Raw genomic sequence first — 22872 nt, 5'->3', positions numbered from 1 at the left:
AGATCGATGCCGGTGGCGGCCGCTACCTTCGGCAACGCCGTCTCGGTGACCTGGACGACGAATGAGGCGAAATACCGCCCGGCGGCGTCTTTGATCACGGTGACACTGGACGGCTCGGAGGGAAGGTCCCGCGACCAGCGGACCGCGATGTCGCCGATCTTCGGCAGGGACAGTTTCCCGCCCTCGGTGATCTTGAATCGGGCGTTCTTGGTGAAGCGGATCGCCTGCCGGTTGTCCTTCTTCGACCGGTATCGGGGCGGGGCGATCTTCGGGCCTTTCCGTTTGCCGGAGACTGAGGAGAAGAAGTTGCGGAACGCCGTGGTGCAGTCGGCCAATGCCTGCTGCAACACGACGGCCGAAACCTCGCAAAGCCATGCCCGCTCCGGGCGCTTCTTCGCCTCGGTGATCACTGCGGCCGATAGATCGGCGTCGGTCACGAACGGCAGCCCGTTGTGCTGCGCGTCGTTGCGCATCCGCAATGCGTCGTTGAACACCACCCGCGCGCACCCGAATGCCCGTGCCAGCGCGAGGCGCTGACCCGGCGTCGGGTCGATCCGGTAGGAGTATCGCAACCGCACCCGCTCAGCATACGGTTGGTTTATGGCCGAGTACGGTGACATCAGAACCGGAAGACACTGCCTTTTCGTGCTACACGCACATTTGGTTTTTGTGACGAAGTTCCGGCATCGGGTGTTCACCGACGCCCACCTGTCACGGATGGAGGAGATCATGCGGGACGTGTGCACCGACTTCGAGACCGACCTGGCCGAGTTCAACGGCGAAACCAATCACGTCCACCTGCTGGTGAACTTCCCGCCCAAGGTCGCTCTGTCCAAACTGGTCAACTCCCTCAAGGGCGTGTCCTCCCGCCGGATGCGCCAGGAATTCCCCGAACTCGCCGCGCACTACTACCGGGCGACCAAGCTCTGGTCCGGTTCCTACTTCGCCGGGTCGGTGGGCGGTGCTCCGATCACAGTCCTGCGTCAGTACATCAAGCAGCAGAACCGGCCCGTCTGAGCCGGCAGACGCCGGCGGCGGCCACACCACGGGGGAGGGGTGCTCCCGGTGGCCCTTCACGATGCGGTGGAGCGTGCCGACGACGACAGCGGCGAGGTCGCGCGGCAGGTCGTCGGGCATGGTGCTGCGGGCCAGACCGACGACGACCAGGACGCCGCCAGGGACGCGCGGCACGGTCTGCTGGAGTTCGCGGGCGAGCATGCCCTCTCCGCAGCCGACATCGAGGGCGTGCCGGGCGTCATTCGGGACCGCGCGCAGGATGCGAGGGTGGTAGTGGATGTTGTGGCTCCTACAGCAGCCGTCTTTGCAGGACGTCGGCGATGACCGTGGTCACGACCTTGTCGACGGCTCCGGTCTCCGGGGGAGTGCCTTCGCGGCCGGCGAACAGCAGGTGCCCGGCGCCGATCAGTGAGAGCGCGAGCGTGTCGACGTCGGCGTCGGCTGCGATGCGGCCCATCGCGCACTCCTCGCCGAGGTAGGAGGCGAGCATGACCGCGGCCTCCGCAAGGACCGGGATGCCATGGCCTGGCCTGCCGTGACGCAGCCGGGCGCGCAGCTCGTCGCGGAAGATGACGAGACTGACGATCGCCGTCGCGACCGGGTCGAACAGATCCGTCAGCGCGCCGGTGAGGTTGCCGGCGACGGTGCCGGTGCCGGCGGATCGGCGCAGGGCGGCGGCCTGGTCGTCGATCCGGGCGATGCGGTCCCGCACGAGCTCGGCGAGGAAGGCGTCGAAGTCGGCGAAGTGCCGGTGCAGGACGCCCTTGGCGACGCCCGCCTCGGTGGCGACGGCGCGGCTGGTCAGCGCGGTCGGCCCGTCCCGGAGCAGGACGCGCTCGGCGGCGTCGAACAGTTGGCGTCGCGCGTCGCGGATGTGCACCCCGGTCGGCACCGCGTGCTCCTCCTTACGCTCACCGCTCATTGCTGGCCGGTTGTCGAGTGGGCGGTCGCCCACTATGGTGGGCGCATGCCCACTATACCACAGGAGCGATCACGCCCCTCCGAGAATGAGCCTCACCGGGCCCGGCAGATCGCGGAGTCGTTCGGGGTGGACGCCGAACGCTACGACCGGGCCCGCCCTCGCTACCCCGACGCCCTGGTGGAGCGGATCGTCGCCGCCAGTCCCGGGCCCGACGTCCTCGACGTCGGGTGCGGCACCGGCATCGAGGCCCGGCAGTTCCGGGCGGCCGGCTGCACGGTGCTGGGCGTCGACCCGGACCCGCGGATGGCCGAGTTCGCGCGGCGCGGCGGGGTCGAGGTCGAGGTGGCGGCGTTCGAGACCTGGGATCCGGCCGGCCGAGCGTTCGACGCGGTCATCGCGGGCCAGGCCTGGCACTGGGTGGACCCGGTCGCGGGCGCGGCCAAGGCGGCCCAGGTGCTGCGGCCCGGCGGGCGGCTGGCGGTGTTCGCGCATGTATTCGATCCTCCGCCCGCCGTCGCGGACGCCTTCACTGCGGTCTATCGGCGGGTGGTGCCCGACTCGCCGCTCAATGACCAGCCGCCGGGGCAGGCTTCGGCCATCTACCAGGCGATGTTCACCACGTTCGCTGACGGGATCCGACAGGTGGATGGGTTCGGTGACCCGGAGCAGTGGCGATTCGACTGGGAGCACTCCTACACCCGCGACGAGTGGCTGGATCTGCTGCCCACGACCGGCGGCCTCACCCGGCTCCCGGCGGACAGGCTGGCCGAGGTGCTGGCAGGCGTCGGGGCCGCCATCGATGAGATCGGGGGCGGCTTCACCATGCCCTACACCACGCTGGCGGCCACCGCGGCGCGAACCAACGCCATCTGATCCGGACGCACCTGAGGGGCTGACATCCGGCACGCCGCCACCCGGTCAGGAACACCGTCGACCGGGACCTTCTCGCTCGGCCGCGCGACCAGCACGTCCCCGGGCAGCACCCTTGATGCCGATCTCGCTACCGTCGCTGCGGACGCGGGCCCGCAGGTCACGACTGTCGATGCTGGTTGCGGGATCGTGGTGATCAGGGCCCGGCTGACGCGGAGGCGGGCTGGAACAGTTCGATGAGGTTGCCCGCAGGGTCGGCAAGCAGAATCTGGCGTCCGCCGGGGCCGGCGACCACGTCGCTGGAGAAGGACGACAGTCCGGCGCTGCGGAGCCGGTCGATCTCGGCGTCGAGGTCGCCGACGATGAGGTGGATGCGGTTGCGGCCGGCGGTGAGGCCGGTGGGAGTGGCGCGGGCGCCGGAACTGGCCGGTCCGGACAGCAGCAGCCTCAGCGGTCCGCGTACCACGTCGGCGAAGGCGGGCGCGGCGTTGAGATGCAGGGCGAAGCCCAGATGAGTGGTGTAGAAGTCAACGGCGGCGGCCACATCATCGACGAGGTAGCGGACGCCGGCGAGCTGTTCAGGTGCGGTCATGACGAGACCTCCTGTGGCGTGAGGACTGGCAGCAGGTAGCGGATGCGGGTGTCGATCTCTTCCATGGTGCGGGCGAACGCGGGGGAGCCGGCCCCCTCGGTGCGGCTGGGCGTGGCGGGGTCGGGGATGCTCCAGTGCAGGCGCCGGGGATGGCCGCCGATGTCGGGGCAGACCTCGCGGACCTTGTCGCACAGACTGATCACGTAGTCGAAGCGGCGACCGGCCATGGTGTCCACATGCCGGGGACGCTGGTCGATCAGATCGATGCCGTGGCGCTCGCGCAGGAGATGCACGGCATAGGGGTGCAGTCGCGGCCGTGGGTGACTGCCTGCGCTGGTCACCTCGACACGGCCGCCGGCGTGGTGGCGCAGCAGGGCCTCGGCGATCGGTGAGCGGGCGCTGTTGCCGGTGCAGGTGAACAGCACGACGGGTCGGCCCGCATGTGCCGCTGAGGACGGTGGCGACGGCGGGGCCGGATCGAGGCGGAGTGCGGGATGCAGGACAGCGCCGGTGTCGGCCAGCTCCTGGGCACAGCGTTCCAGGTCCAGGTGGTAGTAGCTGTCACGGGCGTCGAAGGTGCTGCGGCGGGCGGTGACCAGCCCACCGCCGCGCAGGAGCCGTAGATGGTAGGAGACCAGGTTCTGTGGTTGACCGACCAGTTCCACGAGCTCCCGGACCCGGTGGTCGCCGGCGGCCAGCAGGGTCAGCAGCCGCCATCGCACGGGATGCGCGGCCAGCTGGACGAAGGCCGGGGCGGCTTGAAGCGAACTCGCCATACGGCGACAATACATCAAAGTAATTTGATGTATAGCTGGTGGATCTTGTCAAGGGATATGGCGGTGCAGGGGAATCGCGGGGTGGGTCAGAAGGCGTAGGGGCCGAAACGGCCCCAGGCCACGAACGCCGCCAGGACGAGCAGCACCACGTTGACGGCGATCGCCGAGGTCTCCTTGCGGCGGGCGTGGGTGACGGCAGCGCCGATCATGACCAGGACCAGGCCGGCGGCGGCCAGCGGGGTGAGGATCGACACGACGCCGAGCGCCGCCGGCAGGACCAGCCCGAGCGCGGCCAGCAGCTCCAGGGCGCCGATCGCCTTCACGGCGCCACCGGAGAAGTCCTCGGTCCAGGTCAGGCCGGAAGTGGCGAGCTTGTCCTTGGGCTGGGTGAGCTTCATCGCACCGGCGGCCAGGAAGACGAGAGCGAGCAGGCCGGCGACGATCCACAGGGCGACGTCCATGGGGGGTCCTCACGCGAGTCACTTGAGATTTCATGCTCAACGTAGGGGGAAATGAGTTGAAGCGTCAAGTGATCGAGGCAAGCTCGCACTTGATGCTTCAAGATAAAGTGGAGCCATGTGCACCCAGGAGCCCCGATGGCTGACCGAGGAGGAAATGTCGGCCTGGCTGGGACTGGCCAGCGCGATGATCAGACTGCCGGCGGCCCTGGACGCCCAGCTGCAGCGCGATGCGGGCATCAGCCATTTCGAGTACCAGGTGCTGGCCGGCCTGTCGATGAGTCCCGAGCGCACCATGCGGATGAGTGAGCTGGCGCAACTGGCCGACGGATCGCTGTCGCGGTTGTCGCATGTGGTCTCCCGGTTGGAAAAGCGTGGCTGGATACGCCGCACACCCGACCCGGCCGACGGCCGCTACACGCTGGCCGTCCTCACCGACGACGGCCGGGACAAGGTCGTGGCCAGCGCCCCGGGCCATGTCGAGGCGGTCCGCGCCCTCGTCATCGACCCCCTGACCAAGGCCCAGCTCCGCCAGCTCACCGAGATCACCCGGCGCGTCAACCGCGCCATCGACCCCGACGGCGCCTGTCCTGCCGAACGCTCCAGCTGACCCCCCTCACGCCTGAACGCGATCCGCACCACCACCTCCCGGGCAGGCCGCCCGCTCGGCGGTCATCCGGAACCGATACCGGCAACCGCCGAACCACACGACGAGATCGAGCGCCTGCCTCGGCTCAGCGCACCTTACGGAAGAATTCGCGAAGGTCGCCGATGAGCAGATCCGGCCTCTCCATCGCGAGGAAGTGCCCGCCCTCGCCGAGTTCGGTCCAATGCACGACGTGGTGGTCACGCTCGGCCCAGCGGCGGATGGTCACGTCATGGTTGGAGACCGGCACGCCGGTCGGCACCGTCCCGCGCTGGGGCGCCGCCCACTCCTCTGCGCCTTCGCCCCAGTCCGCGCCGGAGCCGGCGCTCCAGTCGTTCGCGGAGATCTCCTCGCACGCCGTAGCGCTCGAACCCGAGCTGGGACATCAGCCGTACGAGCACCCGGGACATCCTGGCCGCGTTCATGCCCGGCCCGGCCGGCGGCGTGGAGAACCCGAACCCCGGCAACGACGGGATCACCAGCTGGAAGGCGTCGGCCGCGTCACCGCCGTGCGCGCGGGGATCGGACAGCGGGCCGATCACGTCGAGGAAGTCGGTGAACCCGCCCGGCCAGCCGTGCAGGAGCAGCAAGGGCGTGGCGTCGGGCTCAGGCGAGGGCACGTGCAGGAAGTGCAGGTTCTGCTCGTCGATGGTGGTGAGGTACTGCGGGTACGCGTTGAGCGCCGCCTCCTGCGCCCGCCAGTCGTAGCGGGTACGCCAGTGCTCCGCGAGCTCCTTCAGATAGCCCAGCGGCACTCCCCGGCTCCAGCCCACACCCGGCACTTCCTCCGGCCAGCGGGTGTTGGCCAGCCGCGCGCCCAGGTCGTCGAGCTGAGCCTGCGGGATATCGATGCGGAAAGAACGGATGTTCGTCATGCCGGAAAAGCTAGGAAGCCCTTAGGACGGCTTCGGTCCTAAGGGTCTGGCAACCTCGACGGCATGGTGGGGACCTCCGCACGGCTGCTGAGACTGTTGTCGCTCCTGCAGACCCATCGCGACTGGTCCGGGGCCGAGCTCGCCGACCGGCTGGGCGTCACCGCGCGCACGGTCCGCCGCGACGTCGAGCGGCTGCGCCAGCTCGGTTATCCGGTGAACGCCGTACGGGGGACCGCTGGTTACCGGCTGGGAGCAGGCGCGTCGCTGCCGCCGTTGCTGCTCGACGACGACGAGGCGGTGGCCGTGGTGGTCGGGCTGCGCACGTCGGCGGGTGGCTCGGTCGCCGGGATCGAGGAGACCTCGCTGCGGGCCCTGACCAAGCTCGAACAGGTCCTGCCCTCCCGGTTGCGACACCGGGTGAACACGCTGCACGCGGCGACCGTCCGGGTCGGCGGCTCCGGGCCCACGGTGAGCCCGGACACGCTGATGGCGATCGCCGACGCCTGCCGTCGCCGTGAACGGCTGCGCTTCGACTACACCAGCCCTCACCGCGTCGACACGAGCCGGTCCGTCGAGCCCCACAGCCTGGTCAGCTTCGGCCGGCACTGGTATCTCGTCGCCTGGGACACCGACCGCGATGACTGGCGTACCTTCCGGGTGGACCGGCTACGGCCGCGCCCGCCGACCGGCCCGCGATTCGCGCCCAGACGACCACACCTGCCTGCTGCACGTCGGCACCGAAACCCCGTCGGCGCTGGTCTGGATGATCACATCGGTCGACACCGACTTCACCCTCGTCAGCGGCCCACCGGCGCTCGCCGACGCCCTCCGCGCCCAGGCCACCCGCTGCCTGCGGGCCGTACCAGAAGAAGAGTGATCTAGAACGCCGATGCTCGTGCCTCATATCGTCGTCGCATGACGACTGTGCTGTGCGTACCACAATGGCAAGGCTCGGCGTCGAGCAGGGCGCGGCGGTTGACGTCCGGAGCCCGCCGCGCCGCCGAACTCGTTCCGGCCGACACGGTGGTGACCGTGCCGGTGCCGGAAACCGGCGGTGACAAGGTCGCCGGGATCCGGTCCTACGACGTGCTCGTGGAGAGCCAGCGGCTGACGCGGACGGCACTGACCGGCATCGACGACCAGGTGATCACCATCGGCGGTGACTGCGCGGTCGACATCCCGCCGATCGCCGCCGCCCACAACCGCTACGGTGCCGCGTTGACGGTGCTGTGGCTCGACGCGCACCCGGACGTCTACAGCCCGCTGACCCTGCCTTCGGGCGCCTTCCACGGGATGGTGGTGCGCGCGCTGCTCGGAGACGGGCCGGCCGGCCTGAGGCTGGAGCGGCCGCTGGCGCCACGGCAGGTCATCATCGCTGGAGAGCGGGCGGGCGACGTGTCCGAGCACGCCTACCTCGCGGAGACGGGCCTGCGCAGATACGGCGTCGATGACCTGGAGCGCGTGCTCGACGATCTGCGCGGCCCCGTCTACGTTCACGTCGACCTCGACGTGCTGGAGCCCACCGCCTTCGGCGCGACCTGCTACCCGGAGCCGGACGGCGTGCAGCCGCAACGACTGATCGATCTCGTCTCCCAGGTGGACGGCATCATCGGCGCGGCCATCACCGAACACGCGCCGTCCGGCGACGAGGTCAACCCGGGCGAGGCCGAGGTGATCCGCCGACTGGGCGCCGCGCTGACGTCCGGCATGTCCTCGGGGACTTCGTGATCGTCATCGGGAACGAGCGCCCTACGAGAACAGCGGGTGCGCCTGCTTTCTCGTAGGGCATCGGGCGGGTCAGGCGCCGACGTAGGCCGCGAGGTGCTCGCCGGTGAGGGTGGAGCGGGCGGCGACGAGGTCGGCGGGTGTGCCCTCGAAGACGATCCGGCCGCCGTCGTGGCCGGCGCCGGGACCGAGGTCGATGATCCAGTCGGCGTGCGCCATGACCGCCTGGTGGTGCTCGATGACGATGACCGACTTGCCGGAGTCGACGAGCCGGTCGAGCAGGCCGAGCAACTGCTCGACGTCGGCGAGGTGCAGGCCGGTGGTCGGCTCGTCCAGGACGTAGACGCCGCCCTTGTCGGCCATGTGGGTGGCCAGCTTGAGCCGCTGCCGCTCGCCGCCGGACAGCGTGGTGAGCGGCTGGCCGAGGCTGAGGTAGCCGAGCCCGACGTCGGCGAGCCGGTCGAGGATGGCGTGCGCGGCCGGCGTGCGCGCCTCACCGGCGCCGAAGAACTCCTCGGCCTCGGTCACCGACATCGCGAGCACCTCGCTGATGTCTCGGCCGCCGAGGTGGTGGTCCAGCACCGACGCCTGGAACCGCTTCCCCTCGCACTCCTCGCAGGTGGTGGCCACGCCCGCCATCATCGCCAGGTCGGTGTAGATGACGCCGGCGCCGTTGCAGGTGGGGCAGGCGCCCTCGGAGTTGGCGCTGAACAGCGCCGGCTTCACGCCGTTGGCCTTCGCGAATGCCTTGCGGATCGGGTCGAGCAGTCCGGTGTAGGTCGCCGGATTGCTCCGTCGCGAACCGCGGACGGGGGCCTGGTCGACCGAGACGACACCCGCGGCGGCCGGGATGGAGCCGTGGATCAGCGAGCTCTTGCCGGAGCCGGCGACGCCGGTGACGACGCACAGGACGCCGAGCGGGATGTCGACGTCGACGTCCTGAAGGTTGTGGCGGGTGGCGCCGCGGATCTCCAGCGTGCCCTTGGGGGGCCGCACCATCTCCTTGAGAGCGGCGCGGTCGTCGAGGTGGCGGCCGGTGATGGTGCCGCTGGCCCGCAGCCCCTCGACGGTGCCCTCGTAGCAGATGGTGCCGCCCCCCGTACCGGCGCCGGGACCGAGGTCGACGACGTGGTCGGCGATCGCGATCGCCTCCGGCTTGTGCTCGACGACGAGCACCGTGTTGCCTTTGTCCCGCAGCCGCAGCAGCAGGTCGTTCATCCGCTGGATGTCATGGGGGTGCAGGCCGATGGTGGGCTCGTCGAAGACGTAGGTGGTGTCGGTGAGCGAGGAGCCGAGGTGGCGGATCATCTTGACGCGCTGCGCCTCACCGCCCGACAGCGTGCCCGCCGGCCGTTCGAGCGAGAGATAGCCGAGCCCGATCTCCACGAACGAGTCGAGGGTGTGCAGCAGCTTGGCGAGCAAGGGCGCGACCGACGGCTCGTCGAGGCCGCGGACCCATGCGGCCAGGTCGCTGATCTGCATCGCGCAGGCGTCGGCGATGTTGATCCCGCCGATCCGCGAGGAGCGAGCCCCCTCGCTGAGCCGGGTGCCGTCGCACTCGGGACAGGTGGTGAAGGTGACCGCCCGGTCGACGAACGCCCGGATGTGCGGCTGCATCGCCTCCCGGTCCTTGGAGAGGAACGACTTCTGGATCTTCGGGATGAGCCCCTCGTAGGTGAGGTTGACGCCGTCGACCTTCACCTTGACCGGCTCCCGGTAGAGGAAGTCGTTCAGCTCCTTCTTGGTGTAGTCGCGGATCGGCTTGTTCGGGTCGACGAAGCCCGACTCGGCGTAGACCCGCACCGTCCAGAAGCTCTCCGACTTCCAGCCGGGGATGGTGAACGCGCCCTCGGCGAGTGACTTGGAGTCGTCATAGAGCTGGGTGAGGTCGATGTCGGAGACCTTGCCCCGGCCTTCGCAGCGCAGGCACATGCCGCCGGTGATGCTGAAGTCGCGCCTTTCCTTCACGGTCTTTCCGGCACGCTCGATCTTGACGGCGCCCGCTCCGCTGATCGAGGCGACGTTGAAGGAGAACGCCTGGGGTGAGCCGATGTGCGGCTGCCCGAGCCGGCTGAAGAGGATGCGCAGCATCGCGTTGGCATCGGTGGCGGTGCCGACGGTGGAGCGGGGGTCGGCGCCCATCCGCTGCTGGTCGACGATGATCGCGGTGGTCAGCCCTTCGAGTACGTCGACCTCGGGCCGCGCCAGCGTCGGCATGAAGCCCTGCACGAACGCGCTGTAGGTCTCGTTGATCAGCCGCTGCGACTCCGCCGCGATCGTGCCGAACACCAGCGAGCTCTTGCCCGAGCCGGAGACGCCGGTGAACACCGTGAGCCGTCGCTTCGGGATCTCGACGCTGACGTCCTTGAGGTTGTTCACGCGCGCGCCGTGCACGCGGATCAGATCGTGGCTGTCGGCAGCGTGCGGCGCGGGCGACGGCAGGTCGGTCCTCGTGGCCGTGCTCATCGTTTCTCCATCTGTTACGCGGGTCCGCCTTCGCGGCCTCCGTCGGCATGGCCTGGCTCGATCTAACGAACTTCGAGCAATTATGACTGCTTTTCATGCCGTCGATTCGTAGAGCCTCTGGGCCCCGGCCGGCCACGCGGGGCGCCGGCAGGTGGCGTCAGACAGCCAGGCTAGACGCGGCACGGTGACCGGCGCTTCTCGATTCCTGATCGGTCCGGTCACCTGCGCCGAGGGGAAACGCGTGTGGGCTCCTCCCGGAGAACCGGGAGGAGCCCACACGATCCAACCGCTGAGGGTCAGGGCAGGTCGGGGTAGCGACCGTAGTAGTCGCCGACCTGCTGGCGGTAGCCCGGGTCCTTGTGGGTGGCCTCGTCGAACTCGGGCGCTTCCTTGATCTCTTCCTTGGTACGGGCCAGGAAGACCTTCTTGTTCTGGGGGTCGACCTCGGTCACGGTGCTGGCCGGCAGGATGACCTTCTTGCCGAAGATCCAGAAACCGGTGTCGACGACCAGGTAGCTGTCGCCGACGGCGTTGCTCTCCTCGTCGACCGATCCGATCTTCCCGTCGACGGCTTCGACGTCGAATCCGATCAGGCTCACGCTGGTGTCGGAGAGGACGCCTTCGCGGTAGCTCCACGGCTGAGTCATATGGGGTTTGCTCCCTGTCGTCGATGGTGTGACAGGGTTCCGGCTACCCAGCCATCGTGGGGTAAACGTCCGGCGCGCGATGGCCTACGGCACCGGCCGATCGGAGGGATGCGGCCGCGTCCGCTGCGTTCATCACATAGAGCCAGGGCGGAAAGCCGGGTAGCCTTTCTGGCGTTCACCTGAGACAAGCACCCCATGGGAGCACATTTTGACCGTCCACGGAGACGCCGATCGGCTCCGCATCGAAACGCTCCTGAGGGAGCAGGAAGAACGCATCCTCAAGCGCTGGCTGGACATCGCCGGAGCGGCCGCCGGGGGCCGCGCTGACCACGGAGTCCTGGGCGGGCGGATGCGCGAGATCTACCAGGCCATGCTGAGGTCGCTGTCCGAGGGAGACGACTCCACCGACCTGCGCGGCCTGCTGGCCGAGCTGTCCCGCATCCAGGCGCGAGAGGGGTTCACTCCGTCCGACACCGCCGTCCTGGTGCTCAGCGTCAAGGAGGCGGTGTACGAGACCATCGAGGCCAGCGAGGAGACCGCTGCCCTGCGCGGCTACATCTGGTTCTCCAAGTTCGTCGACGACCTGGCGCTCTACACGTTCGAGACCTACGTCACCGCACGCGAGAAGATCATCACGGACCAGTCCGAGCAGTTGCTGGAGCTGTCCACGCCGGTGGTCAAGCTCTGGGAGGGCATCCTCGCGGTGCCCCTGGTGGGCACGCTCGACTCCGCCCGCACGCAGGTGGTCATGGAGAAGCTGCTCCAGGCGCTGGTCGAGACAGGCTCCGAGCACGCTGTGATCGACATCACCGGGGTGCCGGCGGTCGACACCCAGGTGGCCCAGCACCTGCTCAAGACCGTGGCGGCCGCGCGGCTGATGGGCGCGGAGTGCGTCGTCTCCGGCATCCGCCCGCAGATCGCCCACACCATCGTCACCCTGGGCATCGAGTTCGGCGACATCGTCACCAAGTCCTCGCTGTCCGACGCCCTGGCGCACGCGCTGCGGCAGAGCGGCGTGCAGCTGACGCAGGGAGCGAGCAAGCGCGTCGTCGTGGCGACGGAGCGGGCCTGATGGAGCGCGTACCCATCCTCAAACTCGGCGACGTCCTCATCGTCTCCATTCAGATCGACCTGCAGGACCAGGGCGTTCTGGCGCTTCAGGAGGACCTGGCCGACGCGGTCGTCGAAAGCGGCGCTCGCGGCGTGATCATCGACATCTCCGCCGTGGAGATCGTCGACTCCTTCATCGGCCGCATGCTGGCCACCATCGCCTCCATCTCGCGCGTGCTCGACGCCGAGACGATCGTCGTGGGCATGCGCCCCGCGGTCGCGATCACGCTCGTGGAGCTCGGTCTGTCACTCGGCGGCGTCCGCACGGCGCTCAATCTCGAGAAGGGCGTCGCGCTGCTCGAAGACCGCGACAACGCCAGGGCGGTCGCGGTGCCGAGGTGACGGACGCCATCGAGCTGCCCATCGCCGCCAACAGCGACGTGGTCCTGGTGCGCCAGCGCGTGCGCACCAGCGCCCAGCAGGTCGGCCTGTCCCTGGTCGACCAGACGAAGGTGGTGACCGCCGCCAGCGAACTGGCCCGCAACACCCTGGTGTACGCCGGGGGTGGCCGGGTGCGGATCGAGGTCGTCGGCAACGGCGCGCGCGGCGGGCTCCGGCTCACCTTCGCCGACGAGGGCCCCGGCATCCCCGATCTGGAGCTGGCGCTCACCGACGGGTGGACGACCGGGGGCGGCCTCGGGCTGGGCCTGAGCGGCTCCCGTCGCCTCGTGGACGAGTTCGACCTGGACTCCGAACCCGGCAAGGGCACCCGGGTGACGGTGGTCAAGTGGGCCAGGTGATCCGGTCCAGAGACGAGGCCTGGGTCCGGATCGAGGACGCGAGCGCCATCGGAGCCGTCCGCCGCGCCGCCGCGGCGCTCGCCGAGGCGGCCGGCTTCGGCGAGCACGACCGGGGAAGGGTGGCGCTCGCGGTCAGCGAGGCGGCCTCCAACCTGGTCAAGCACGCCACAGAGGGGATGATGCTGATCCGGGCTCTCCCGGGGCCGACGACGGCCGTCGAGGTCATCGCCCTGGACAGGGGACCGGGCATCCGCGACTTCACCCGCGCCCTGCGCGACGGCTACTCCACCACGGGCACCCTCGGGGTCGGGCTCGGCGGCATCGCCCGGATGGCCTCCTTCCACGAGGTCTACTCCGTCCCCGGACGCGGAACGGTGATCAGCATGTGCTTCACCGCCGGCGCGGACCCGGCGCCCGCCTCCCGGGTGAGCGGCCTGACCCGGCCCATCGGCGAGGAGAGCGTGTCCGGCGACGCGTTCGCCTGCGTGGACAGCCCCGGCACGGCGGTCGCGATGCTGTGCGACGGGCTCGGCCACGGGGAGCTGGCGGCGGGCGCCTCCCGGCAGGCGGTGCGGGTCTTCCAGGAGCACAGCGATCTGCCGCCGGTGGCCCTGCTGGAGCGTGTTCACCGCGCGCTCGCCGGCACCCGGGGCGGCGCCGTGGCGGTGGCCAGGCTCGACCGCGGGAGCGGCCTGGTCCGCTACGCCGGGCTGGGCAACATCTCGGGCTGGATCGTGCACGCGGAGGGCAGGCAGGGCATGATCTCCGTCCCGGGTATCGCCGGCCATCAGAGCAGGACGTTTCGTGAGTACGAATACACCATGCCGCCGCACAGCATGGTCGTGATGCACTCCGACGGGCTCACCGACCGGTGGGACGTCTCCTCCTTCCCGGGGCTCACCACGCGCTCCCCGACGGTCGTGGCCGCCACGCTGCTCAGGGACGCCGGGACACGCAGGGACGACGCCTGCGTGCTCGTCATGAAGGGCACCGCGTGAGCGCCACGCAGCTGGCCAGGATCAGCGTCAGGAACGATCAGGACGTCTTCGCCATGCGCAGGATGGGACGCGAGGTCGCCGCGGCCTCCGGCATGTCCGAGCAGGACCAGATCCGGGTGGCGACGGCGCTGAGCGAGGTGGGGCGCGAGATCGTGATCGAGGGCCACGCCGATGTCGGCGTCGCCTTCCTGCTCGACGGGGACGACCTCGTGGTCTCGCTGAGCTTCCTGACCGGGGACGGCCACTCGTCCTCCGACGGCATGGTGATGGCGGGACGACTCATGGACGCGGTCGAGGTGGACCGCCCCGGCCAGGTGATCATGCGTAAGCGGCTCACGTCGGGGCCGCCGGCGCTTCCGGTCGGTCAGATCCGCGCCCGGATCGACGCGCTGACACCCACGAGCGCGCTGGAGGAGCTACGTCAGCAGAACCGTGAGCTGGCCACGACCCTGGAAGAGGTCCAGCAGCTCAACGCCGAGCTGGAGGAGACCAACCAGGGGGTCATGGCGCTGTACAACCAGCTGTCGGCCGAGCTGGAGGAGACCAACCGCGGGGTCGTCGCGCTCTACGCCGAGCTGGACGAGAAGTCGCTGCAGCTGCGCGAGGCGGGCGAGGCCAAGAACCGGTTCTGGGCCACGGTCAGTCACGAGCTGCGCACCCCGCTCAACTCGATCATCGGCCTGGTCCGCCTGCTGACCGGCCCCGGCGGAGAGCCGCTGGGCACCGAGCAGACACACCAGATCGACCTCATCGGCTCGTCGGCGGAGACCCTCCTGGCACTGGTCAGCGAGCTGCTCGACCTGGCCAAGGCCGAAGCCGGGCGGCTCGACCCGCAGCCGACCACCGTCGACCTGGTCGCGCTGATCGAGCGGCTGCGGCTGACGCTGTGGCCGACCTCCGGCACCGAGCGGGTCAGTCTGACGGCGCACGTGCCGGAGCCGGCCCCGACGATGCTCGCCGACGAGGCGATGCTCATCAGGATCCTGCGCAATCTGCTGGCCAACAGCCTGAAGTTCACCGACGACGGCGAGGTCACCCTGCGGGTGGCCCACGACGCCGCGGCCAGCGAAATGGTGTTCACCGTGACCGACACCGGGATCGGCATCCCCGCCGAGCACGTCGCGCACGTCTTCGAGGAGTTCTACCAGGTGCCGGGTCCGGCGCAGCTGCGGGCCAAGGGCACCGGGCTCGGCCTGCCGTACGCCCGCAGACTGGCCGAGGCGATGGGCGGCTCCCTCGTGCTGACCAGCTCGCAGGGGCAGGGCACCACGGCGACGCTCCGGCTTCCGCACACCCCGGACGACATCCCCGTCGTGAACCGGATCCTCATCGCCGACGACGACGAGAACTTCCGCGCCGGGCTGCGCCGGATGCTCACCGGGTTCGCCGTCCACATCGACGAGGCGCCCGACGGCGCGGCCGCGCTGGCGGCGATGGGCGCCGCGCCCCCCGACCTCGCGCTCCTGGACCTGCTGATGCCGGGCCTGGGCGGCGCGGCCCTCCGGCAGCGGATGGCCGACGACGCGCGGCTGCGCGACATCCCCGTGATCATCGTCACGGCGGCGTCCTCCACTCACCACCCGGACCACGCCGACGCGGTTCTCTTCAAAGCCGGCCTGCGCCGGGACGTGCTGCTGGGTGCCATCCGGCAGGCGTTGGGGAGCCATCATGCCTGAAAGCGGGAAAAAACAGGCGAGGGTCCTCGTCGTGGACGACACGCCGACCAAGCTCTACATCCTGTCCAGCTGGTTGCGGCGCGCCGGCCACCAGGTCGCTGAGGCGACCGGCGGGCTGGAGGCACTGCGGAAGGTCAGGGAGATCCGCCCCGACCTGGTCGTGCTGGACGTCCGCCTGCCGGACATCTCCGGGTACGAGGTCTGCGAGCAGATCAAGAGCGATCCCGCCTCCTCCTCGATCCCGGTCATCCAGATCTCGGGAGCGGCGATCACCACCGCCGACCGGGCGCTTGGGCTGCACCGCGGCGCCGACGCCTACCTGGCCGAGCCCATCGAGCCGGACGAGTTCGCCGCGACGGTCGAGGCGACGCTGCGCTACTACCGGGCGCGGCAGCGGGCCGAACGCCTGGCCGGCAAACTCGGCGCGCTCGCCGAGCTCACGCTGGCGATGAACGCCGCCGAGACGTTCGACGACCTGCTGTCCACCGCCGTCGAGGGCACCAGCAAGATCCTGGGCAGGCGCGCCGGGGCGCTGGCGCTGCTGCCCGACGGCCGGCCCCGCAGGTTCACCGCCAACCCGCCCGGCGGCGCCACGACGGCCAGGAGCGCGCCGCCCGCCGCTTTGGAGGGGCTGACCGAGCTGGCGCTGGGCGACCGGGCCGGCACGCAGATCTTCACCATCCCGTACGACTACTGGTCCAAGGTGGCGCCCGACACCCCGGCCCGCCAGGACATCGTGGCCGTCATGTCACGCACGAAGCCCAATCGGCCCGCGGTCGTCCTCGGCGTGGAGCAGGACTCCGAGCTCGACGAGGACGAGCTGAGCATCTTGCGGCAGCTCGGTCAGGCCGTGGCGCTCGCGGTGGAGGCGCTGCGCGCCTACGCCGAGGAGCACGCGATCGCACTCACCCTCCAGCGCAGCCTGCTGCCCTCCCGCGTGCCCGAGGTGGCCGGGCTCGACATCAGCTGGCGCTACCAGCCGGCGTTCGACAACGTCGAGGTGGGCGGCGACTTCTACGAGGTGCTGGAGCTCGGTGAGCAGGTCCTGATCGGCGTCGGCGACGTCCAGGGACACTCGCTGCTGGCCGCGACCGTGATGGCCGAGCTGCGCCACGCGCTGCGGGCCTCGCTCCTCGACTCGGTCGATCTCGGCCGGTCGCTGGCGCTGCTCAACGACGTCCTGCGGCGCTACCACCCCCGCATGACCGCCACCGTGTGCCTGACCCTCGTCGATCCGGCGACGGGGGAGACCCTGGTCGCCAACGCCGGTCACATCCCGCCGCTGCTGGTCGGCGCCGACGGCACGGCCCGCTACCACGAGCTCGGCAACCTGCTGCTGGGCGTGGCCGGGGAGGTCTACCGGGTGGACCAGGTGACCGTGCCGCCGGGGGGAGCGGTGCTGATGTTCACCGACGGACTCATCGAGGACCGCGACAAGTACCTCGACGAGAGCCTCGAGATCGCCAGGAAGGTCGCCGAGACGATCGGGGACGACGTGGACGAGTTCGCCGACCGGCTCATCGAGAGCTTCGGCGCCCGGGAGGACGATGTCGCGCTGGTGCTCTTCCGGCGCCGGTGACCGGCCGGGAACACCTGCCCGCCGACGAGACCAGGGCGGCGATCCTCAGAAATGGTCATGGGATCCGGCCGCGAACCACACGGTGATGGACAGGCCTCCTTCGGGGCGTGCGCTGGTGGTGAGGGTGGCGTGGTGAGCGTGCGTGACGGCGTTGACGATGGCGAGGCCGAGTCCGTAGCCGTCGCGGCTGCCGTGGCGTTCGGGCGCCAGTCTCTGGAAGGGGTGGAAGAGCCGCTGGATCTGGTCGTCGGGGACGACCGGCCCGCTGTTGGTGACCGTGAGGGCCACCCGCGTGCCGGAGGTCCGCGTGCTGATCTTCACGTGCCCGTCCGCGTGGTTGTGGCGGATGGCGTTGTCGACGAGGTTGGCGACGAGGCTCTCGATCAGTCCCGGGTCTCCGGCCGTCACCGCGGGCGCCAGGTGTTCGGCGAGGTCAATGCCTTTCCGCGTTGCTCGGTCGCGGCGGGAGGCGAGCACTCCTTCGGCGACGTGGGCAAGGTCGAGGGCGTCCCAGCGGGTGACGCCGCGCTCGCTGGTGGCCAGAGCGAGCAGTGCTTCGACGAGCCGCTCCTGGTGTCCGCCCAGCGCGAGGGCCTCCCGGCAGGCCGAGCGCAGGGTGCCGGTGTCGGCGTCGGGGTCGGCGAGGGCGACTTCAAGCAGGGTGCGCAGGCCGGCGAGAGGGGTGCGCAGCTCGTGGGAGGCGTTGGCGACGAAGTGGCGTTGGGCGTCGAAGGACGCTTGCAGGCGGGCGAACAGGCCGTCGAGCGTGTGGCCGAGCTCGGTCAGCTCGTCCCTGGGCTCGCCGAGGTCGAGGCGCCGGTGAAGGTCTCCGGCGGAGATGATCTGGGCGGTGGCGGTGATGGCGCGCAGCGGCCGCAGGAACCGGCCGGCGACGAACCAGCCGAGAGCCAGGGCGACCGGAATCAGCAGCACCAGGGCGACGGCGGATCCCGTGAGGAGTAGGGGCAGGCTGATCCCGGGCCCCGTTTCGGTGATCGCGCTCGATGAGGACCGGCCTTGGGGGGTGGCCGCCTGGATGCTGGCGATCGGGACGGCGACGAACACCAGCACCAGAACCCCGGCGGTGTAGATGCCCGCCGCGTAGGCGAGCGCGAGCCGCGTCTGCAGGGACCTCCTGGCGGGCTTCTGGGAGGTCATGACGGTCCGATGCGGTATCCGCCTTCGCGGATGGTCTCGATCATGGGCGGGTCGCCGAGCTTGGCCCGTAACCGGTGCATGGTGTGCTTGACGGCACTGCTGAAGGGGTCGGCGGCCTCGTCCCAGACGCGTTCGAGGAGCTCCTCAGCGGAGATGACCACGCCGGGTACGGCGAGCAGGCATTCGAGCAGGGCGAACTCCCTGGGGCTCAGCTCAAGGCGCCGGCCGGCCCGGTACACGGCACGGCGGGCCGGATCGAGGGTGATGTCCCCGCATGTGAGGGTGGGCGGTAGCGGCGGGGTGGCACGGCGGGCCAGGGCGCGGACGCGGGCGACCAGTTCGGCGAACGCGAACGGCTTGGGCAGGTAGTCGTCGGCGCCGAGGCTGAGCCCGGCGACGCGGTCCTCGATCGTGCCGGAGGCGGTGAGCATCAGGACGCGGGTCTCACAGCGGCCGTGGGCCAGTCGCCGGCAGATCTCGTCCCCGTGGACGCCGGGCAGGTCACGGTCGAGGATCACCACGTCGTAGCGGGTGGCGGCCAGGCGGTCGAGGGCGGTGGTCCCGTCCAGGACGACGTCGACGGCCATGCCCTCGCGGCGCAGCCCGGTGCCGATGGAGCGGGCGAGGACCTCGAAGTCCTCGACGACGAGGACCCTCACCGTCACTCGCCGCCGGTCGTCGCGCGGGCGGGACGGCCGAACCGGCCGCCAGGTCGAGGTGACATGGCTCAACGATGCCAGATCCCCGGTCGCAGCCGGGTCGCGGCGGCTGCGACCCGGCTGGAACCGGGTGCCCCGTACAACCGTCGGCATGAGTTCATGCACGCCTTACCGATCCAGCCGGCGGGCCGGGCGGGACGGCTTCCCACAGATGCTGCGCGAGGAGTGGACCAGGTTCCGCTCCGCGCGGGGCTGGGTGCTGGCCATGGCGGCCTCCGTACTGGTCACCGTGTCGCTCGGACTGCTGATCGCCGGGGGCGCCCGCAGCGCCTGCGTGACCGGGAAAGGAGAGGGCCCCTGCCCTGCGCCATTGGTGGGTCCCGACGGTACGGCAGTGAGGGACAAGTACTACTTCGTGCACCAGCCGCTCCAGGGGAACGGCAGCATCACCGCCCGCGTGTCGGACATGACCGGGCAGATCCGGCTGCCGGACGTCGTACCCGGGGTGCGCAACGTCAAGGAGGGGGTGGTGCCGTGGGCGAAGGCCGGGCTCCTGGTCAGGCAGAGCCTCACGCAGGGCACACCGTATGCCGCTGTCATGCTCACCGGAGCCCACGGTGTGCGGATGCAGTACAACTACATCCACGACGTGCCCGGCGGTCCTCATAATGGCCCGCAGTGGCTGCGGCTGACCAGGTCGGGCGACACCGTCACCGGCTACGAATCAGACGACGGCAAGACGTGGGCCGAGATCGGCACGGTCACGCTGACCGGGCTGCCGGAGACGGTCGAGATCGGGCTGTTCGCCACCTCGCCAGGCGCGTTGTGGGAGATGGCGAAGGCCTTCTCCGCGACCACGGCCACCTTCGACCAGATCTCGCTGCGGGGCGCGAACGGTCCGTGGCGCCGCGACGACGTCGGCGTCGTCATGGAGTCCGACGGCAAGACCCCGCATCACCCGGGCGGGGTCGTCGAGTCCGGCGACCAGCTCATCGTGACCGGCGGTGGTGACATCGGGCCCGCCACGGTGGAGGGTGGTGTGCGCGCGGACCTCATGCTGATCGGCGGGGCCTTGGGGCTGATCCCGGTGCTCGTGGCGGCGGTCACGTTCTTCACGGCGGAACACCGGCGCGAGCCGGCCAGGAGCAGCCTGCCGGTCGCGCGGCATCCGGCGCGGGTGCTGGCGGCCAAGGCCGTGGTGGTCGGCGCGGTCGCGTTCGTGGCGGGGCTGGTGTCCTCGGGGGTCGTGGTTCCTGTCGGCCTGGCGCTGTTGCGTGCCCATCAGAACCCGATTCAGCCGATCACCCTGGGGACCGAGCTGCGTGTGATCGTCGGCTACGCGGCGCTGACCGCGACCGCCGCCGTGCTGGCTCTGGGCCTGGCCGCGCTGGTCAAGCGGGGCATCGTCGCCATCGGACTGGCCATCACGCTGATCGTCGTGCCCTACCTGCTGGCGACTGCGGGCCTGGTGCCGTGGCTGCTGATGATCACCCCTGCCGCCGGATTCGCGATCACGCAGAGCGTCCCCACGTTCGCGCACGTGGACGTGATCTCATCACTGCTCGGGCTCTACTACCCGCTCCCGCCATGGGCAGGTTTGGCCGTGACCTGCGGATACGCCGCCCTCGCCCTCGGGGCGGCGATAGCCGTACAGCGCGGCGCGGCCCGACGAGGTCCCGGCCCGGATCGGTGAGGCGAGCCCGCACTCAGCCGGTTACGCCGACCTCGGCCAGGTCGGCGTAGGGCAAGGGGCAGTCCGGGCAGGTGCAGTGGGTCAGGCTGTCGCAGCCGGCGCTCACCACCGCACTCAGCGCGGACCGGATGGTGGTCAGGTCGGCGATCCGCGCGTCCACCTCGGCGATCTTCTCCTGGGCGCGCTCGCGCAGGTCAGCAGTGGGGTGGCCGCGCCGGCCGGTGTCGAGCAGCTCGGCCACCTCCTCCAGCGTGAAGCCGAGCCGCTGCGCCGCTTTGATCACCGTCAGCAGGGTGACGGTCTCCGGTGGGTACGCGCGGTGCCCGCCGGGGCTGCGCCGCGGTTCGGCGATCAGCCCACGGCGCTCGTAGTAGCGCAGGGTCTGCGGGTTGACCCCGGCCTGCTCGGCCACCTGCCCGCTGCGCAGGTACGGCCCGGCCGGGTCCTGCGGGTCGAGGTGCCGTCTCACGCCGGTGGTCCCGCCTCAGGGGTGCCCGCGCGGGCCTGCAGCACGTCCAGCACGTCGGTCTGTTCCGCGGGCACCGTCACCTCCAGCGCCAGGCCGCCGCCGGCGATGGTGAGGGTGAAGGTGAAGAAGGAGCAGCAGCCGTTCTCCCGGGCCGCCAGTTCGGCCGCCCGCGCCGCGTTGTCCGGGCTGAAGGCGAGGTCCAGGCGCAGCCGGGTGTGCTCCGGCCGCGCCACGCCCCGCAGCGCGTCGGCGAACAAGGCGTCGAACTCGGCCACGCGAAGCGGTTGCTCGGCGGTGGGCAGGGTGCAGGCGGAGGGAGCCCATCCCAAGTCGAGGGCGATGTCATGGGTCATGCCTCGACGGTAAACCCGTACCTGGGTACCGGATGCAAGGGCTTGGCGCCAGAAGCGAAAACTGCCCTGGCCGGCCGGTCAGTCGTCCGGCGGCGCGTTCTTCGCCCGCTTTCGCCACGTCGGGTACGGCAGGCCGGCCGCCCGGTTGATGACGAAGCCCTGCAGGACGATGACGAACACCGCGACCATCATGATCAGCAGGTGGTCGGGGGTTCGCAGCAGGCCCAGCGAGACGATCAGCGTGGTGGCGCCGGCCGGCGGATGCGCCGCCTGGAAGACCGGCATCAGCCCACAGGTCAGGCCGAGCGCGATGGCGCAGGCCAGGATCCGCTGCCAGTCGATCTTCTCCAGGTCGGGCGGCACGGCGAGCAGGCCGGTGACCGCGAGCGAGAACCAACCGGCCAGTACGCCGATCAGGTGTCCGACCAGGGCGTTGTGCGGCGAGGACGCGGCCGCCAGCGGCGTGTAGAAGAGCAGGAAGGCCGTGGGGCCCAGGGACGGGAAGACGAACGGGGCGTCGGTGTTGTAGGCGATGATCGCCATGAGGAAGATCGAGATGAAGCTGTTGACGCCCGTGTAGAGCGAACGCACCACCCACGTGGGATACCGGTCCTCCAACGACTCCAGGTGGTAGGGCTTCGCCCCGCGGGTCAAACGTCGCTCCGTTTCCAGCCCGGCCGGAGCGCCGCGGTGCCGATGTTCTGCGGGTCGCGGGCCCGGTAGACGATGTACGGCCGGAACAGGTACTGCACGGGCGCGGCGAACGCGTGGACCAGCCGGGTGAACGGCAGGATCGCGAACAGCAGCAGCCCGGAGATCGCGTGGATGCGGTACTCGATCGGCGTGCGCGCCATGAGCGCCACCTCGGGCTGGAACACGAAGAGGCTGCGCACCCAGGGCGAGAGGTCGATGCGGTAGTTGTAGTGCAGCGTCGCGGCGTTGATCAGCGTGGCGGCCAGCCCGAACGTCAGCGCCGCGACCAGGAAGATGTACATGATCTTGTCGTTGACGGTGGTGGCCAGGAAGACCGGCCCGGTGGTGCGCCGCCGCCAGACGAGCAGGACGATGCCGGCGTAGGTCAGCACGCCGGCGGCGATGCCGAGCCAGAGCGCCAGGGAGTGGTAGATGTTCTCGCTGAGCCCGATCGCGCTCGTCCAGCTCTGCGGGACGAACAGGCCGAGAAGGTGGCCCAGCAGCACGATGAGCAGCCCCATGTGGAACATCGGGCTGCCCCACCGCAGCAGCCGCGACTCGTACAGCTCGGACGAGCGGGTCGTCCAGCCGAACTTGTCGTAGCGGTAGCGCCAGATGAGGCCGGTGACCAGGATCGCCACGGCGATGTAGGGAAAGGCTCCCCACAGGAAGATGTCAATGGGCGAGGGCATCATGGACCCTCACCATCGAAGTGGGCAGGGCCTGGCGGCTCCGGCCCGGCGCGGACGA

General features: G+C 70.2%; 27 protein-coding genes and 1 pseudogene. 13 read left to right on the top strand and 15 right to left on the bottom strand.

Annotated features, from left to right (window positions below):
• Positions 1-578 (bottom strand): RNA-guided endonuclease InsQ/TnpB family protein (locus IEY82_RS37395; RefSeq protein ID WP_189129023.1); only part of this gene is annotated, 578 nt, incomplete at its 3' end.
• A gap of 22 nt (positions 579-600) precedes the next feature.
• On the opposite strand from IEY82_RS37395, the gene tnpA reads away from it, so the two are divergent.
• Together tnpA and IEY82_RS37385 are read left to right on the top strand one after the other, a co-directional pair.
• The gene (tnpA, locus tag IEY82_RS37390; RefSeq protein WP_189129022.1) at positions 601-1017 is read left to right on the top strand and encodes an IS200/IS605 family transposase; all 417 of its coding nucleotides are present in this window, start codon (positions 601-603) and stop codon (positions 1015-1017) included.
• Between the two features lie 48 nt (positions 1018-1065).
• Positions 1066-1341: a hypothetical protein gene (locus tag IEY82_RS37385; protein ID WP_189129021.1), complete on the top strand. Its 276-nt coding sequence runs from the start codon at positions 1066-1068 to the stop codon at positions 1339-1341.
• On the opposite strand, the gene IEY82_RS37380 is transcribed toward IEY82_RS37385, so the two are convergent.
• Positions 1307-1939: a TetR/AcrR family transcriptional regulator gene (locus tag IEY82_RS37380; RefSeq protein ID WP_225264353.1), complete on the bottom strand. Its 633-nt coding sequence runs from the start codon at positions 1937-1939 to the stop codon at positions 1307-1309. The genes IEY82_RS37385 and IEY82_RS37380 overlap by 35 nt on opposite strands.
• A gap of 45 nt (positions 1940-1984) precedes the next feature.
• Between IEY82_RS37380 and IEY82_RS37375 the strand changes: the two genes are divergently transcribed.
• A complete protein-coding gene (locus tag IEY82_RS37375) occupies positions 1985-2812 on the top strand; it encodes a class I SAM-dependent methyltransferase (protein ID WP_189129020.1) in 828 nt (275 codons plus the stop codon).
• A 193-nt stretch (positions 2813-3005) separates the two neighbouring features.
• Here IEY82_RS37375 and IEY82_RS37370 read toward each other — a convergent pair whose 3' ends face one another.
• From IEY82_RS37370 to IEY82_RS37360, 3 genes are all read right to left on the bottom strand, one after another.
• Positions 3006-3401: a VOC family protein gene (locus tag IEY82_RS37370; RefSeq protein ID WP_189129019.1), complete on the bottom strand. Its 396-nt coding sequence runs from the start codon at positions 3399-3401 to the stop codon at positions 3006-3008.
• A complete protein-coding gene (locus IEY82_RS37365) occupies positions 3398-4177 on the bottom strand; it encodes an arsenate reductase/protein-tyrosine-phosphatase family protein (protein ID WP_189129018.1) in 780 nt (259 codons plus the stop codon). Before IEY82_RS37365 ends, IEY82_RS37370 begins: the two co-directional genes overlap by 4 nt.
• An 86-nt stretch (positions 4178-4263) precedes the next feature.
• On the bottom strand, positions 4264-4638 hold the full coding sequence (locus IEY82_RS37360) for a DoxX family protein (protein WP_189129017.1): 375 nt from the start codon (positions 4636-4638) through the stop codon (positions 4264-4266).
• A 115-nt stretch (positions 4639-4753) separates the two neighbouring features.
• On the opposite strand from IEY82_RS37360, the gene IEY82_RS37355 reads away from it, so the two are divergent.
• A complete protein-coding gene (locus IEY82_RS37355; protein ID WP_189129016.1) occupies positions 4754-5245 on the top strand; it encodes a MarR family winged helix-turn-helix transcriptional regulator in 492 nt (163 codons plus the stop codon).
• Between the two features lie 124 nt (positions 5246-5369).
• On the opposite strand, the gene IEY82_RS40205 is transcribed toward IEY82_RS37355, so the two are convergent.
• Complete coding sequence (locus IEY82_RS40205; protein ID WP_308016026.1) at positions 5370-5531, bottom strand: hypothetical protein; 162 nt, start codon at positions 5529-5531, stop codon at positions 5370-5372.
• Complete coding sequence (locus tag IEY82_RS37350; protein WP_308016025.1) at positions 5512-6156, bottom strand: epoxide hydrolase family protein; 645 nt, start codon at positions 6154-6156, stop codon at positions 5512-5514. Before IEY82_RS37350 ends, IEY82_RS40205 begins: the two co-directional genes overlap by 20 nt.
• A gap of 63 nt (positions 6157-6219) precedes the next feature.
• On the opposite strand from IEY82_RS37350, the pseudogene IEY82_RS37345 reads away from it, so the two are divergent.
• Positions 6220-7033: pseudogene (locus tag IEY82_RS37345) on the top strand (helix-turn-helix transcriptional regulator).
• Positions 7034-7071: 38 nt separating this feature from the next.
• Positions 7072-7884, top strand: a complete 813-nt coding sequence (locus IEY82_RS37340) for an arginase family protein (protein ID WP_189129015.1) — start codon at positions 7072-7074, stop codon at positions 7882-7884.
• A gap of 69 nt (positions 7885-7953) precedes the next feature.
• Here the strand turns inward: IEY82_RS37340 and IEY82_RS37335 are convergent, their stop codons facing one another.
• The gene (locus IEY82_RS37335) at positions 7954-10347 is read right to left on the bottom strand and encodes an ATP-binding cassette domain-containing protein (protein WP_189129014.1); all 2394 of its coding nucleotides are present in this window, start codon (positions 10345-10347) and stop codon (positions 7954-7956) included.
• A 296-nt stretch (positions 10348-10643) separates the two neighbouring features.
• Entirely contained in the window at positions 10644-10994 is a 351-nt protein-coding gene (locus tag IEY82_RS37330; protein WP_189129013.1) for a PRC-barrel domain-containing protein, read from the bottom strand.
• A 208-nt stretch (positions 10995-11202) separates the two neighbouring features.
• Between IEY82_RS37330 and IEY82_RS37325 the strand changes: the two genes are divergently transcribed.
• The 6 genes from IEY82_RS37325 to IEY82_RS40490 are packed head-to-tail and all read left to right on the top strand — an operon-like array spanning position 11203 to position 17097.
• Complete coding sequence (locus tag IEY82_RS37325) at positions 11203-12066, top strand: STAS domain-containing protein (protein ID WP_225264350.1); 864 nt, start codon at positions 11203-11205, stop codon at positions 12064-12066.
• Positions 12066-12446, top strand: a complete 381-nt coding sequence (locus IEY82_RS37320; protein WP_225264348.1) for an STAS domain-containing protein — start codon at positions 12066-12068, stop codon at positions 12444-12446. The genes IEY82_RS37325 and IEY82_RS37320 overlap by 1 nt, the downstream gene beginning before the upstream one ends.
• Complete coding sequence (locus tag IEY82_RS37315) at positions 12443-12844, top strand: anti-sigma regulatory factor (RefSeq protein WP_189129012.1); 402 nt, start codon at positions 12443-12445, stop codon at positions 12842-12844. The genes IEY82_RS37320 and IEY82_RS37315 overlap by 4 nt, the downstream gene beginning before the upstream one ends.
• Positions 12841-13842: an ATP-binding SpoIIE family protein phosphatase gene (locus tag IEY82_RS37310; RefSeq protein ID WP_225264346.1), complete on the top strand. Its 1002-nt coding sequence runs from the start codon at positions 12841-12843 to the stop codon at positions 13840-13842. The genes IEY82_RS37315 and IEY82_RS37310 overlap by 4 nt, the downstream gene beginning before the upstream one ends.
• Entirely contained in the window at positions 13839-15518 is a 1680-nt protein-coding gene (locus IEY82_RS37305; protein ID WP_189129010.1) for an ATP-binding protein, read from the top strand. Before IEY82_RS37310 ends, IEY82_RS37305 begins: the two co-directional genes overlap by 4 nt.
• Positions 15511-17097 (top strand): fused response regulator/phosphatase, encoded by a 1587-nt coding sequence (locus tag IEY82_RS40490; RefSeq protein ID WP_189129009.1) that lies wholly within the window; start codon positions 15511-15513, stop codon positions 17095-17097. The genes IEY82_RS37305 and IEY82_RS40490 overlap by 8 nt, the downstream gene beginning before the upstream one ends.
• A gap of 45 nt (positions 17098-17142) precedes the next feature.
• On the opposite strand, the gene IEY82_RS37295 is transcribed toward IEY82_RS40490, so the two are convergent.
• Both IEY82_RS37295 and IEY82_RS37290 read right to left on the bottom strand, forming a co-directional pair.
• A complete protein-coding gene (locus IEY82_RS37295) occupies positions 17143-18255 on the bottom strand; it encodes a sensor histidine kinase (RefSeq protein ID WP_189129008.1) in 1113 nt (370 codons plus the stop codon).
• On the bottom strand, positions 18252-18914 hold the full coding sequence (locus IEY82_RS37290) for a response regulator transcription factor (RefSeq protein ID WP_189129007.1): 663 nt from the start codon (positions 18912-18914) through the stop codon (positions 18252-18254). The genes IEY82_RS37295 and IEY82_RS37290 overlap by 4 nt, the downstream gene beginning before the upstream one ends.
• Positions 18915-19065: 151 nt before the next feature.
• Here IEY82_RS37290 and IEY82_RS37285 point away from each other — a divergent pair, with 151 nt between their 5' ends.
• Positions 19066-20607 (top strand): DUF1349 domain-containing protein, encoded by a 1542-nt coding sequence (locus IEY82_RS37285; RefSeq protein ID WP_189129006.1) that lies wholly within the window; start codon positions 19066-19068, stop codon positions 20605-20607.
• Positions 20608-20620: 13 nt separating this feature from the next.
• Here the strand turns inward: IEY82_RS37285 and IEY82_RS37280 are convergent, their stop codons facing one another.
• From IEY82_RS37280 to narI, 4 genes are all read right to left on the bottom strand, one after another.
• Positions 20621-21076, bottom strand: coding sequence for a MerR family transcriptional regulator (locus IEY82_RS37280; RefSeq protein ID WP_225264344.1), 456 nt, complete (start codon positions 21074-21076; stop codon positions 20621-20623).
• Entirely contained in the window at positions 21073-21429 is a 357-nt protein-coding gene (locus tag IEY82_RS37275) for a hypothetical protein (protein ID WP_189129005.1), read from the bottom strand. The genes IEY82_RS37280 and IEY82_RS37275 overlap by 4 nt, the downstream gene beginning before the upstream one ends.
• Positions 21430-21507: 78 nt before the next feature.
• Positions 21508-22083, bottom strand: a complete 576-nt coding sequence (locus IEY82_RS37270; protein WP_189129004.1) for an HPP family protein — start codon at positions 22081-22083, stop codon at positions 21508-21510.
• Positions 22080-22814, bottom strand: coding sequence for a respiratory nitrate reductase subunit gamma (gene narI, locus IEY82_RS37265; protein WP_189129029.1), 735 nt, complete (start codon positions 22812-22814; stop codon positions 22080-22082). Before narI ends, IEY82_RS37270 begins: the two co-directional genes overlap by 4 nt.
• Positions 22815-22872: the final 58 nt, after the last annotated feature.

The sequence above is a fragment of the Nonomuraea cavernae genome, assembly GCF_014646355.1.
Classification (GTDB): domain Bacteria; phylum Actinomycetota; class Actinomycetes; order Streptosporangiales; family Streptosporangiaceae; genus Nonomuraea; species Nonomuraea cavernae.
This window is presented reverse-complemented; position numbering and strand designations above follow the sequence as displayed.